Origin of the sequence: Corynebacterium pseudodiphtheriticum DSM 44287 (genome assembly GCF_000688415.1) — a bacterium.
In the GTDB taxonomy this organism is placed as follows: domain Bacteria; phylum Actinomycetota; class Actinomycetes; order Mycobacteriales; family Mycobacteriaceae; genus Corynebacterium; species Corynebacterium pseudodiphtheriticum.
This window is the reverse complement of record NZ_JIAH01000010.1, coordinates 104,530-117,163: the sequence shown is the minus strand read 5'-3', so window position 1 is coordinate 117,163 and position 12,634 is coordinate 104,530. Positions and strand designations below refer to the sequence as shown.

General features: G+C 55.7%; 11 protein-coding genes. 7 read left to right on the top strand and 4 right to left on the bottom strand.

Going from position 1 to position 12,634, the window contains the following annotated elements:
• Nucleotides 1–224 precede the first annotated feature (224 nt).
• The 5 genes from dnaK (at nt 225) to exaC (ending at nt 6,266) form a co-directional block, all read left to right on the top strand.
• Complete coding sequence (gene dnaK / locus O146_RS0108835; RefSeq protein ID WP_027018237.1) at nt 225–2,087, top strand: molecular chaperone DnaK; 1,863 nt, start codon at nt 225–227, stop codon at nt 2,085–2,087.
• Nucleotides 2,088–2,810 (top strand): nucleotide exchange factor GrpE, encoded by a 723-nt coding sequence (grpE, locus tag O146_RS0108830; protein WP_023018453.1) that lies wholly within the window; start codon nt 2,088–2,090, stop codon nt 2,808–2,810. It abuts the gene before it with no gap.
• Between the two features lie 25 nt (nt 2,811–2,835).
• Entirely contained in the window at nt 2,836–4,026 is a 1,191-nt protein-coding gene (gene dnaJ / locus O146_RS0108825; protein WP_021351977.1) for a molecular chaperone DnaJ, read from the top strand.
• A gap of 30 nt (nt 4,027–4,056) precedes the next feature.
• Nucleotides 4,057–4,518: a heat shock protein transcriptional repressor HspR gene (locus O146_RS0108820; RefSeq protein ID WP_027018236.1), complete on the top strand. Its 462-nt coding sequence runs from the start codon at nt 4,057–4,059 to the stop codon at nt 4,516–4,518.
• Between the two features lie 233 nt (nt 4,519–4,751).
• Complete coding sequence (gene exaC, locus O146_RS0108815; RefSeq protein WP_027018235.1) at nt 4,752–6,266, top strand: acetaldehyde dehydrogenase ExaC; 1,515 nt, start codon at nt 4,752–4,754, stop codon at nt 6,264–6,266.
• Between the two features lie 6 nt (nt 6,267–6,272).
• On the opposite strand, the gene O146_RS0108810 is transcribed toward exaC, so the two are convergent.
• Together O146_RS0108810 and O146_RS0108805 are read right to left on the bottom strand one after the other, a co-directional pair.
• Nucleotides 6,273–7,553 (bottom strand): alpha/beta hydrolase, encoded by a 1,281-nt coding sequence (locus O146_RS0108810; RefSeq protein WP_027018234.1) that lies wholly within the window; start codon nt 7,551–7,553, stop codon nt 6,273–6,275.
• A gap of 2 nt (nt 7,554–7,555) precedes the next feature.
• Nucleotides 7,556–7,876, bottom strand: a complete 321-nt coding sequence (locus O146_RS0108805) for a hypothetical protein (RefSeq protein WP_027018233.1) — start codon at nt 7,874–7,876, stop codon at nt 7,556–7,558.
• A gap of 112 nt (nt 7,877–7,988) precedes the next feature.
• Here O146_RS0108805 and O146_RS0108800 point away from each other — a divergent pair, with 112 nt between their 5' ends.
• Nucleotides 7,989–8,816, top strand: a complete 828-nt coding sequence (locus O146_RS0108800; protein ID WP_027018232.1) for a nitrilase-related carbon-nitrogen hydrolase — start codon at nt 7,989–7,991, stop codon at nt 8,814–8,816.
• Nucleotides 8,817–8,840: 24 nt separating this feature from the next.
• Here the strand turns inward: O146_RS0108800 and O146_RS0108795 are convergent, their stop codons facing one another.
• Both O146_RS0108795 and O146_RS0108790 read right to left on the bottom strand, forming a co-directional pair.
• On the bottom strand, nt 8,841–9,485 hold the full coding sequence (locus O146_RS0108795) for an ABC transporter ATP-binding protein (RefSeq protein WP_027018231.1): 645 nt from the start codon (nt 9,483–9,485) through the stop codon (nt 8,841–8,843).
• Between the two features lie 81 nt (nt 9,486–9,566).
• On the bottom strand, nt 9,567–11,606 hold the full coding sequence (locus tag O146_RS0108790; protein ID WP_027018230.1) for a hypothetical protein: 2,040 nt from the start codon (nt 11,604–11,606) through the stop codon (nt 9,567–9,569).
• A gap of 378 nt (nt 11,607–11,984) precedes the next feature.
• Between O146_RS0108790 and O146_RS0108780 the strand changes: the two genes are divergently transcribed.
• Nucleotides 11,985–12,599 (top strand): hypothetical protein, encoded by a 615-nt coding sequence (locus tag O146_RS0108780; RefSeq protein ID WP_035000729.1) that lies wholly within the window; start codon nt 11,985–11,987, stop codon nt 12,597–12,599.
• Nucleotides 12,600–12,634 lie beyond the last annotated feature (35 nt).

Here is a 12,634-nt window from a genome sequence, read left to right as displayed (position 1 = left end):
ACGCGGTTTTTGCGTCCTTGTGGTGCAGGTTTTAGCGACTTTTCTCCTGACGGGAATAAACCTTGAGTGCGGTTAGTTATGAAATATGAGTGAGGTTGACTCAAGAAAATTGGCATGACGGAAAACCGTCTGCTACAGTCTCGCTTGTAGTTGAGTCACTGGCAATCAAGTTCAGTAATTTCAAGTAATTCGAACGCACAATTCGCACTAAGGAGAATTCAGTAATGGGACGCGCAGTAGGTATTGACCTCGGAACCACGAACTCCGTTGTTTCCGTCTTGGAAGGCGGAGAAGCGAAGGTTATCGCGAACTCGGAAGGTGCCCGCACCACCCCATCGATCGTCGCTTTTGCAAAGAACGGCGAGATCCTGGTTGGTCAGTCCGCTAAGAACCAGGCGGTTACCAACGTTGATCGCACCATCCGTTCGGTCAAGCGCCACATTGGTACTGACTGGACTACCGAAATCGACGACAAGAAGTACACCCCACAGGAAATCTCGGCTCGCACCCTGATGAAGCTGAAGCGGGATGCGGAATCCTACTTGGGTGAAGACGTCACCGACGCTGTTATTACTGTTCCTGCTTACTTCGAGGACGCACAGCGTCAGGCCACCAAAGAAGCCGGCCAGATCGCAGGCCTGAATGTCCTGCGTATTGTCAACGAGCCAACCGCTGCCGCACTGGCTTATGGCCTGGAAAAGGGCAAGGAAGAGCAGACCATCCTGGTATTCGACCTAGGTGGCGGCACCTTCGACGTCTCCCTGCTGGAAATCGGCGACGGCGTCGTTGAGGTAGTTGCTACCGCTGGTGACAACAGCCTGGGTGGCGACGACTGGGACCAGCGCATCGTCGACTGGTTGGCAGAGAAGTTCAAGCAGTCCAACGGTATTGACCTGACCAAGGACAAGATGGCCCTGCAGCGTCTGCGTGAGGCTGCTGAAAAAGCCAAGATCGAGTTGTCCTCGGCGCAGCAGGCATCGATCAACCTGCCATACATCACCGTCGACGGTGACAAGAACCCATTGTTCTTGGACGAGACCCTGACCCGCACCGAGTTCCAGAAGATCACCCAGGATCTGCTGGACCGCACCAAGAAGCCATTCAACCAAGTCATCAAGGATGCAGACTTGGGTATCGGCGACATCAACCACGTCGTTTTGGTTGGTGGCTCCACCCGTATGCCAGCGGTCGCTGAACTGGTTAAGGAAATGACCGGTAAGGAGCCAAACAAGGGCGTCAACCCGGATGAGGTCGTTGCTTCCGGTGCTGCCCTGCAGGCAGGTGTCCTGCGCGGTGACGTCAAGGACGTTCTGCTACTGGACGTCACCCCACTGTCGCTGGGTATCGAAACCAAGGGTGGTGTGATGACCAAGCTCATCGAGCGCAACACCACCATCCCAACCAAGAAGTCCGAGACCTTCACCACTGCGGAAGACAACCAGCCTTCCGTGCAGATCCAGGTGTTCCAGGGCGAGCGCGAAATGGCGCAGCACAACAAGCTGCTGGGATCCTTCGAACTCGGCGGCATCGCACCAGCACCACGCGGTGTCCCACAGGTTGAGGTCACCTTCGACATCGACGCCAACGGCATCGTGTCCGTTTCCGCGAAGGACAAGGGCACCGGCAAGGAAAACACCATCAAGATCCAGGAAGGCTCCGGCTTGTCCGATGAAGAGATCGATCGGATGGTGAAAGACGCCGAGGCGCACGCTGAGGAAGACAAGAAGCGTCGTGAAGAGCAGGAGACCCGCAACAACGCGGAAAACACTGCTTACCAGACCCGCAAGTTCCTGGACGAGAACGGCGAGAAGATCGATGAAGAGACCAAAAACAAGGTCACCAAAGCCGCTGATGCCGTCGACGAGGCACTGAAGGGCGACGATATCGAGGCCATCAAGTCCGCCGTCGAGAAGCTGTCCACCGAATCGCAGGCTATGGGCCAGGCTATGTACGAGGCCGAAGCCGCACAGGCGCAGGCTGATGGTGAAGCCGGCCAGGCTGGCGGCAATGACGACGTCGTCGATGCTGAAGTTGTCGACGAGGACGATGCCGACAACTCCGACGAGAACGCAAAGGGTGACAAGTAAATGAGCAACCGGGACGAGATGCCGGATAACCCCGGTTCCCCGGACGCGACCGACCCGGAGGCTACCTCTGCCGCACAGGCAGAAGCCGCCGCGGATGCCGCCGAGGCAACCCAGCAAGAAACTGGGCAGCCATCCGGCGGAGCCGGTGCGGAAGGTCTGGCCGATGACGTCGCTGTGGAACCAGAGGTTGATGAAGTCGAAGAGCCAATCAGCACTGCTGAAGACGAAGCAGCAGAAGCCGAAACTCCTGAACAGGCACTGCAGCGAGAGTTGGACGAACGCACTGATGACCTCAAGCGGCTGAATGCGGAATATACCAACTACCGCCGCCGCAGCGACCGGGAGCGCCAGAGCGTTTCTGAGTCCGCGAAGGCTTCGGTACTGTCCGCACTGCTGCCAATCCTGGATGATCTGGAACTGGCCAAGCAACACGGTGACCTGGAAAAAGGATCCCCACTGGAGAAATTCGGATCTAAATTCCGCGAAACCTTGAAGGGCCAGAACCTGGTGACCTTCGGCGAACCAGGTGAGGCTTTTGACCCGGAGATCCACGAGGCTGTGCAGGATCTCTCCAGCGGTGGCGAACAAGTCGTCGGCACGGTTCTGCGTAAGGGCTACAAGGTGGGAGACCGCCTAGTGCGCAACGCCATGGTGATCATCGCTGATCCAGAAGGCGCACAGTCTAGTGCGGACGAGTCCGCGCAGGCAGACGACAATCAGTAAACAATGAGGAAGGAGGGGACGAACCATGTCCCAGAGTGAATGGGCCGATAAGGATTATTACGGGGACCTAGGCGTTTCCTCCGATGCCTCAAAAGCTGAAATCCGTAGCGCCTACCGTAAAATTGCCCGGGAAAACCACCCAGATACCAACCCGGACGACGAGCAGAAACTCGCCAAGTTCAAGGCGGCAGCGTCTGCCTACGACGTGCTTGGCGACGAGAAGAAGCGCAAGGAATACGACGAGTTCAAAGCGATGCTGCGTGCCGGGGGCGGCAGGTTTGGAGGCGCCGGCTTTCCCGGCGGGTTTCGCCGCTCGTCGCAAAGCCAAGACGGCTTCTTCTCGGGAGGGGCGCCCGGGGCTGGCGGATTTGGAGGAGCATTTGAAGACGGCGGTCTGGGTGACATCTTCGGCGGCCTCTTTAACCGCGGCGGTGCTGGTGGGCACCAAGCTCGGCCGACGCGGGGCGCCGACGTCGAGACCTCCATTACGCTCGACTTTCGAGAAGCTGCGAAAGGCACGACGATCCCGCTAGAGTTGCGGGGCAACGCGCCGTGCACTACCTGCCACGGCTCCGGATCAAAATCCGGTAAGCAAGCCACCTGCGGACAGTGCAACGGCACCGGTTACACCAGTGAAAACCGGGGAGCATTCGGCTTCTCCCAGCCATGCTCGAATTGCGACGGCACTGGTTCCAAGATCCCCGACCCCTGTGAGACCTGCTCGGGAAGCGGAACCGTGAACCGGACCCGTTCGATTACCGTGCGGATCCCGGCCGGTGTCGTCGACGGGCAAAAGGTGCGTTTGGCAGGCCAGGGCGAAGCTGGGCCGCAAGGCAAACCATCCGGCGACCTGTTTGTGTCCGTGAGCGTGCGGGAAGACAAGGTCTTTTCCCGCGAAGGCGATGACCTGCTGATCACGGTGCCAGTGTCCTTTGCGGAGCTAGCACTCGGCGATACGATCACGGTGCCGACCCTGGATGCCCCGGTTCGGGTGAAAATCCCGGCAGGTACTGCTGACGGCCGCACCCTGCGGGTTCGTGGGCGCGGCATACCGAAATCTTCGGGAAAACACGGTGATTTGCACGTGAAAGTACAGGTCACGGTGCCGACGAATTTGGATGATGCTGCAAAATCCAGCTTGCGCACCTACGCACAAGCAGAAAAAGATTCCGGTTTCGATGCCCGCGCCGGTTGGGCCGGGAACCCGAATAAATAACGACAAGCGACCACAGGAGGTGACAACACCATGGCGAACGATTCGCACGAGGAGTTCCGTGAAGAATATCGCGAGGTCTTCGTTATCTCCGTGGCTGCTGAATTATCCGGCATGCACGCGCAAACTCTGCGCACGTATGACCGGATGGGGCTGGTCTCACCCGCGCGCACCCGTGGTGGTGGGCGCCGGTATTCGCAGCGTGACATCGCGATGCTGCGCAAGATCCAGCAATTATCCCAAGATGATGGCGTTAACTTGGCCGGAATTAAAGCCATCATTGAACTGACCGAACAACGTGATGCGCTCGCCGAAGAGCGTGACGCGTTGGCGGCAGAAGTGGAAGAATTGCGCGGACAGCTGCGCGCTGTCTCCGCAGCAAACCGTGCTCCCGCGAACGCAAGCAAAGGCGAGTTGGTGCACGTCCCGCGGTCTTCTGCCGTGGTGATGTGGGAACCGCGCTCGTCCCGCCGCGGGCGTGGACGCCGGAATTAGCCCAGCCAACGTGCCCCCTGATAACCCCGCAGAAACCTGGTGAATTTCCACCCTCTGGTTTCTGTGGGGATATTTTATTCTGCAAAACCTTTCTTTGTGCCCCAGATCACGCTATGATGTCTTAGTACATCGGCACGCCGTTGTGACCGCATTCATAATGTGCGGGGCAAATGTGCAATACACCGCGCATTAGCTGCAACGGCTGCACCATCTGGAAGAAAGGTGTCACCCTCATGACCGTGTACGCAAGCCCGGGCGAAGAAGGCTCCATCGTCGACTTCAAAAAACGCTATGACCACTTCATCGGTGGCGAATGGGTAGCGCCCGCAGAAGGCCAATATCTGGAAAATATCTCACCGGTCAACGGCAAAGTTTTCTGTGAATTCGGCCGCGGTACCAAAGCAGACATCGAACGTGCATTGGATGCCGCGCACAAGGCAGCGCCAGCTTGGGGGAAAACCTCAGCGGCAGAGCGCTCCAATATTTTGCTACAGATTGCCCAGCGTATTGAGGACAACCTGGAAGAACTCGCGGTAGCAGAAACCTGGGAAAACGGTAAGGCTGTACGCGAAACCCTGGCGGCGGATCTCCCGCTGGCCGTAGACCACTTCCGCTACTTTGCCTCTGCTATCCGCACCCAAGAAGGCCGCCTTTCACAAATCGACGACGACACCGTCGCCTACCACTTCCACGAGCCACTCGGCGTCGTCGGCCAGATCATTCCGTGGAACTTCCCGATCCTGATGGCAGCCTGGAAACTGGCCCCGGCCCTGGCCAGCGGTAACGCCATCGTATTGAAGCCAGCAGAACAAACCCCGGTCTCTATCCTGTACTTGGTGGACAAGATCGCGGATCTGCTGCCACCTGGTGTGCTCAACATCGTCAACGGCCTCGGCGACGAAGCCGGTGTGGCGTTGACGTCGTCGGACCGCATCGCGAAGATCGCGTTTACGGGATCCACACCCGTCGGCAAGATGATCAACAAAGCTTCGGCAGAAAAAATCATCCCAGTTACCCTGGAGCTTGGCGGAAAATCGCCGTCGGTGTTCTTCCCGGACATCATGGACAAAGACGACGAATTCCTGGACAAATGCCTCGAAGGGTTTACCATGTTCGCGCTGAACCAGGGCGAGGTGTGTACCTGCCCATCGCGCGCATTGATCCACGAAGATATTGCCGATGCTTTCCTGGAACGTGCACTTGAGCGGGTCAAGCAGATCAAGATCGGTAACCCGTTGGATACCGAGACCATGATGGGAGCCCAGGCATCCCAGGAACAGATGGACAAGATTGTCTCCTACCTGAAGTCCGGACCAGAAGAAGGCGCAGAAACCCTGATCGGTGGCAACGTCAACGAGGTCATCGGCGGCGGCTTCTATATCGAACCAACCGTGTTCAAAGGCACCAACGATATGAAGATTTTCCGCGAAGAAATCTTCGGGCCGGTGCTGTCCGTGGCCACATTCAAGGACTACGATGAGGCCATCAGGATCTCCAACGACACTGACTTCGGTCTGGGCAGTGGTGTGTGGACGCGCAACGGCAATATCGCTTACCGTGCCGGACGTGATATCCAAGCCGGTCGTGTGTGGGTGAACCAATATCACAACTACCCAGCGCACTCGGCATTCGGCGGCTATAAGCAGTCTGGTTTGGGCCGGGAAAACCACCTGATGATGCTCGGACACTACCAAGAAACCAAGAATGTGCTGGTCTCTTATGCCGAAAACCCCGTCGGTCTGTTCTAAATCTGGTCACTCTGGGCCTGCCAAGCCCCGGCGGCGCGCGAGTTCTGTAAAACCGTCGAGGTAGGCTTCATCATCGAAAAACCCGCTGTGATCGCGCATCCCGTTCCCCGGCCAGGGCTGGGCACCAAAGGTGGGTGCGGCTGGGTTTACCCCAAATAACCCGCCATTGGAATAAGCCATCCCGCTGACTGGATCTAGTGCGCGCCGGGCAGCATGAACCTGCGGATTATCACCCCGCAGGTTCATTTCTTCTGTGCTGGCCAGACCCGTGCCAGGCGAACCAACGAATAACACGTCGTCGGCACGCATCGGTGCTGGGCCACCAGCCGCGTTGCCGACCACCACCGATCCATAGGAATAGCTGACGACCGTGACGTGGTGGTTCGGGTAGCGCTGGTCGACGTCGGCAAGAAACTCCCGTAACTGCGGCCCCGCGGTTTTTGCTGCGCCTGTAGACGTACCGCTGAGCAGTTGATCTGGGGCATCGTAGCCGTAGACCACACCCGTGCCACCCATCGCCGCTGCTTGGGTGCGGGCGCGATCAATTTGTCCACCGATGCTGTCATTACCGTCCGAGCCCACGCCGGGAACGAATACCACCAGGTTATCGGTCTCCTCCGGAGGTGGGCCGACCATGCCTGCCCAGTGCTTATCGGATACTTCCAGCAAGCGCAGATCGGGGTGATCCAAGGTTTGCGCTAAGAGCGGATCGGGCGCACGGCAGGCTTGGATGGTGTGAATATCATCAACGTCCAGGTCGACGGCACCGTCAGGTCGGGAACCGCCAAGTGCGGAGGGCAAAAAATCTCCCAAACGGTGCGGTAGGTGCTGCGAGCCGAAGCAAGCGGCCTCAATAGATAAGGCACATGCGGCGTCGATGCTTTTGCCGATGAGCTGGATGGCCTGCAGTACTTGTGATATCGCCGGGCCAGCAGGTAACGCATTCACGGTTGCGGTCGCGATGCGTTCCAGGCGCTCGGCCCATTCCATGTGCCCGGCGAAGGTTTCAACGATCCCGGCGATGGTGCGCATATTGCGAGTTGCCGTGGTGATGGTGTCGATGATCTCACGGGCACGATCAATACCAGCTCTGGCTGCATCGCCGTCGAATTCTAAGCCCAACATACTGGTGATTTCACCGGAGAGTTGCTGTTGATCGTGCTCGAGGGTGCTGGCACGGGAGCGGATTCCGGCGGCAGCAGCGAACATTTCTTGCGCGGTAGTGATGCCGCTGGGCTGCGCAGCGCTGGATTGTGCGGTGCTGGGCTGTGCGGTGTTTAGAGCCATGATCAGTTTCCTTTCGATGCCGACAGCGTGTGGTTGAGGTGATGCGCCATGGCCTCGTCGTCTTCCGCGAGTGCGCAGAAGGTTCCGCGCATCTCTGTGAGGTGGGCCTGGAGCCGACTATCGATGTCCACGGCGGTGTCATACCAGCTGCCTTCCGCATGACGCAGCGCAGCCAGGGTTGGGGTGGAAGCCGCAGTGTTGGCGGGGTGTGTCGTGCTGGTGGACCCCATGCCAGTCGCATCTGCGATACGCGGGGCGAATCGATGCCGGGCGTGCGTGGCGAGTAGGTCAAGAGCAGAATCGGTGAATCGCAGAAAGTTCATGGGTGCGAGTTTGCGCGGGACAGCGCTGTGGGGCCAGCCGGTGCGAGCAATGCCTGTGGATAAATGAAGTTATCCACAACACAGCGCGGTGGCGCGCGATTAGACTGGCATCATGAAGATCGCACTAGTACAGCTGACCTCTGGACCCGACGTGCAAGCGAACCTGGCGCTGGCCAAAGATAAAATTACCGAGGCCGCAGACAGCGACGCGCAGCTGGTTGTGCTGCCGGAAGCGACGTTTCAAGCCTTCGACTCCGGGCGCCTGGACGGTAACGCCAACGAATACGCCGAGTATTTCACGGAAGAAATCGCCACGCTTGCCGACGAACTCGGCGTGACCGTCGTCGTCGGCATGTTCCGCCCCGCCGATACGGTGGAGGTCGACGGGAAAACCATCAACCGCGTGTACAACTCCGCCCTCATTACAGGCGGCGGAAGCAGCGAGTTTTATGACAAGATCCACACCTTCGATGCTTTCGCCTACCGCGAATCCGATACCGTGCACCCGGGGGATACCACCGTGGTGGTTGATGTTGCGGGACACAAAGTTGGCGTAGCGACCTGCTACGATGTGCGGTTCCCAGAGCAATTTAAAAAGATGGCCGATGATGGTGCCGAGTTGGTTGTGCTGCCTACTAGCTGGGCGGATGGCCTGGGCAAGCTGGAGCAATGGCGGGTGTTGACGAGCGCCCGTGCACTCGATGCCACGGTGTATCTCCTGGCGGCTGGTCAAGCCCGCCCCGGTGGTGCAGATAAGGGTGGGGAAAAATCCGGCCCGACCGGGCTGGGGCATTCGCGGGTGCTGAGTCCTACTGGCGAGTTATTAGCCGAAGCTGGTTACGACGACGAGATCCTGTATGTGGAGCTCGACGATATTGCTGGCGAAATAGCGAAAGCCCGGAAAGCATTACCGGTGCTGCGCGGCACGCGTGAGCTATAGCCGACTATAAAAAGCGATAGTCAGCTATAGCCGTATTTCTGCGTCACTGAATTCGGTGACGGCGGGATCATGCGTGGAGATGAGTACGGTCGCGCCGTCGTCGGCAAGAGTGCGAAGATGCTGGAGCACGACGTCGCGGTTGGCAGCGTCTAAAGCACCGGTGGGTTCGTCGGCAAGAATGAGCGAGGGGGTGCGCAACAGCAACCTGGTAACAGCGACGCGCTGCTGTTCACCACCGGATAATGCGTATACTTCCCGGGACGCATAACCTTCGAGGCCTACCGCGGTTAAGGCTGTGTCGATAGCGTGCAGCCCCGGCTTTGTAGCAGTGCCTAGCAGAGTTCGCTGGTGGCGCGGAAGTGCGAGAATGAGATTGCTGCGTACGGTTTGTTCTGGGATGAGGGCGTAATCCTGGAATAAATAACCGATGGTAGTCCGTCGCAAGGCTCGAAGCTTGCTTTTCGACAGTGCGGTGATGGGGGTGCCTGCAAATTCGATAGAGCCAGAGTCCAGAGTATCGAGTCCACCTATGCAATTAAGCAGAGTGGATTTTCCAGACCCGGAAATTCCTGTTAGGGCGGTGATACGTCCAGTAGCAGCCGTGGCAGTGAAATGGCGGAATAGTTTTTTCGAGCCGAAACTTTTATTCGCATTGTTGATTTCAAGCATGGGCGATTTCTTTTCTGGTAGCAGGCAGTGAGGTTGTGGCCCCCGGCATCAGCGCGGCATTAGCCCGGAATCAGGCAGGCATTACGTGCGGTGGCGGATTTGGGCGCGTTCACGTGCAATGATGGTGAAAAATACAGTAAGTGTGGTGCAAACGGGAATGGCGAAAACGAATAGGGAAGTCAAAATCGACGGTGCTTCCAAACGTAACATCCAGCTCATCGGGGTATTGATGGCTAAATAATCTTGGTACGAGAAATACCTGTGAACTAGCCAGATAGCAATGGTGAACACATAGAGAAGTTCTGTGATAATTAACCCGCGGAATTTTCGTGCTACAGGATAGCCCAGAATCTCATAAACCCGGAGTCTGTGGTGGTGGCGGTTGAAAAACAACACGGTGCTAGAAATTGCGGCAATGAGGATAATGAATATTGCCACCAGCGTGGAAAAAGTCGTGTTGCGCAGATCAGAATATAGCGACTTGTTGGACTGAGCCCAATAATCAATCATGGGACGGCTGGCTAAGACGTACTTTCCAGCAGGAGATTCATGGCGTAATTGTTCTACGGCACCGTGATCCGTGAATAGAACTTCGGTACGGGTGAGAGTGGCACTGATGTTGTGGTCGCTGAGCGGCTCCAAGCCTGGAGGCAGAATTACGAGTTCTGGTGAATGCAGCAATGGAGACTTAGTCAGCGAACCGCTAGGATTGAAATAATCAAAAACCGTAAATGGTTGGCTATGGTATTCGACCCTGGTGTGTTGTACAGGATCGTAGTCGGTGTTCTCTGCGAATTCTGCTTCCCCGGCGAGACCTTCGCGAATTTCTGTCACTACTGCTGCATCAGCTGCTGCGGGAAGATAAATAATAGTTTCATTTTTCTTGGCAGCATCGGAAAGCACTTCCTCAGAAATCGGGGTTTCTTGTCGCGCGAATTCCTGGTTGGCCAGTATCCGACCGGTTGTGGAAAATTCTAACGAAGACTGCCAGAAGCTATTGATGAATAGTAGTTTTTGCTCGTGATCGAGCCTGCGTAGTTCGGGCCCCAATTGCTTCATATCATCGCCAATTCCGCCGGATACTAAAGCGCTGAATACATCGCTACGCTTGGCCCATTCCTGAGAATATTCTGCATGGCGGTTGGTTTCCTGGATAAACATGACAAGCGATGCGATTGACACCAAGCCAAAAAACAGTGCGACGATGCGAATGCCATGGGCGGAAAAAGACAGTGGACGGGAAACAAGGTTGCCCTTGAGCGCACTAAGAACGTTGGTGCGTGTGATGACGACAAATGCTGCGGCATAACCTGTTACAGCACATAAAATTCCCAGGACTGCGAAGATAAGCACGGTTGCGGAATATAGCTGCCACTGTGCGAAGCCATTGTAGCCGTGGAGGAAGAAGGCGGTGCCAGCACTAACCACAATGGCTGTGCCAGCTATCGCCGGGACGCTGGAGCGCCAATCACCGACAATGCTGAAACTGTGTGGTAACCCGTGCACACTGTGGATAGCATAACGGCGACTGCCGAGAATGGCATGCAGCCCAGCAAGGATAAAAGTCAATAAGCCAATGATTAAGGCCGTCAGTTTCACCGGGGTTGGAATTGTTGCCAACAATGAACCATCAGCTGTTGGCGCAGTAGTGTATCCGTGTTTGTGTGCTAGATCTACAAATTTCTCTTTGATATCTGGTGGGCCATTGAGGTAATAAATTCCGCGAACGTCTTCGCTATCCAGGCGAGAAAAACTGGTAGTGGTTCTGGTTTTTTGCGGATCAAAGGGCTGCGGATTTCTCCTTCCCGCTAACCATTGTGCAACCTGGTTATCGGATGTATCACTACCTGTGGCAATAGCTAAATGAGTGTGTTCTGCAGCGAGATCACCATCGACGACATCAAAGACGATTGTTGCGTCATGTTCGTCGACGAGGTTGTGTAGGTCATTGCGAAAGTCAGTGGCGATGGGAACCCCGGAGACACCGTCGATGACCACAGTGGCTTCGTTGAATGGCAGCAGCCTGTCATCCAGGAAGCTCGCCGCGGAAAATGCGGCGATCGGACTAAGCAGAAAAGCGAAGCATAAGCTTAGCGACAACAAATTGAATTGTCGTTTCATGTGATCATCTTTGGTGAGTCAGGGAGCCTTAGAGCAGTCTGTTATATTCCTTATAGTGTGATCTGCGAATTCTGCCTAAGAATCCTCACGTGAATTCCTCTCTTCTGTGGGAATGTCTGGATCTGACGCTGTTTATGTTACCTGTCACAACTGGGCTGGTCTAGTCTAACTTTAGATTTTTTAAAATCTCATCCTATCGGTCTTGATTATGGCTCTTTCTCTTTGATTTAGCCTGTCTGTAGAGTGTTTTTTCTGGATGTTTGAAGCGGTAGGGTTATTATTTTGTTTTTGGAAAAATTCCAAAGGGTTGCAAATACTGGTGAGCTGTGTAACTGTTTTATTGAAGCTCAATAACATTTGATCTTTAGGGGGATTTTCATGAAGCTTCATGTGAAGATTTTTGCTATCGCATCTATTTGTAGCTTAGGTGCAGGGGCTGTCCCGGCAGTAGGGCAAACCCAAACGCGTCCAATGCCAGCTGTTGAAACTGGAACTGTGCAAGATCAATTATCAGGTGAAGAGCTCCGTCAAGCAGAAGAAGACCTTGCACAAGGTTTTGAAACTTTGTTCACTGAGGTGGTGTATGAAACATCCGATGGTCGGTGGGACGTTAACGAAGTTGCAGCAGAGGAATATGGCCTGAGCGTTGAAGAGGCTAAACGGTTGGCTAGCTATATGGAGTCTGGAGATTTTCCAGAGACAGGTGACGGGCACGCTGGATATGCTACGCGTGATCTAGAGTCCTATGCGAGTTGTGTGGTATCTAATATTTTGCCAATTCCTGTTGATCCTATTACCTTAAGAGACGTAGGAAAACTTTTACGTGATAAGCAGTGGCGGGCGGCCGCAGAAAAAATTATTGCGAATGCTGCTCTGGATGGAGCACAAGGGTTTTTGGAGTTTGGAATTAAGGGAGCTTTGTCTAATCCTGTGTTTTTGGCTGCTCGGCTTGCGCTATACGCTGGTTCGTGTGCAGTGGCTGAACATCTTTAAATGACACTGTTGCTGTGTGATGAGTCTGGATGGTG

What these genes read in the sequence shown, in the direction of transcription:
- O146_RS0108810 (WP_027018234.1), bottom strand. Translation starts at nt 7,553, where the DNA reads ATGGCTCTAAACACCGCACAGCCCAGCACCGCACAATCCAGCGCTGCG.
- grpE (WP_023018453.1), top strand. Translation starts at nt 2,088, where the DNA reads ATGAGCAACCGGGACGAGATGCCGGATAACCCCGGTTCCCCGGACGCG.
- O146_RS0108780 (WP_035000729.1), top strand. Translation starts at nt 11,985, where the DNA reads ATGAAGCTTCATGTGAAGATTTTTGCTATCGCATCTATTTGTAGCTTA.
- O146_RS0108820 (WP_027018236.1), top strand. Translation starts at nt 4,057, where the DNA reads ATGGCGAACGATTCGCACGAGGAGTTCCGTGAAGAATATCGCGAGGTC.
- exaC (WP_027018235.1), top strand. Translation starts at nt 4,752, where the DNA reads ATGACCGTGTACGCAAGCCCGGGCGAAGAAGGCTCCATCGTCGACTTC.
- dnaK (WP_027018237.1), top strand. Translation starts at nt 225, where the DNA reads ATGGGACGCGCAGTAGGTATTGACCTCGGAACCACGAACTCCGTTGTT.
- O146_RS0108790 (WP_027018230.1), bottom strand. Translation starts at nt 11,606, where the DNA reads ATGAAACGACAATTCAATTTGTTGTCGCTAAGCTTATGCTTCGCTTTT.
- O146_RS0108795 (WP_027018231.1), bottom strand. Translation starts at nt 9,485, where the DNA reads ATGCTTGAAATCAACAATGCGAATAAAAGTTTCGGCTCGAAAAAACTA.
- O146_RS0108800 (WP_027018232.1), top strand. Translation starts at nt 7,989, where the DNA reads ATGAAGATCGCACTAGTACAGCTGACCTCTGGACCCGACGTGCAAGCG.
- O146_RS0108805 (WP_027018233.1), bottom strand. Translation starts at nt 7,876, where the DNA reads ATGAACTTTCTGCGATTCACCGATTCTGCTCTTGACCTACTCGCCACG.
- dnaJ (WP_021351977.1), top strand. Translation starts at nt 2,836, where the DNA reads ATGTCCCAGAGTGAATGGGCCGATAAGGATTATTACGGGGACCTAGGC.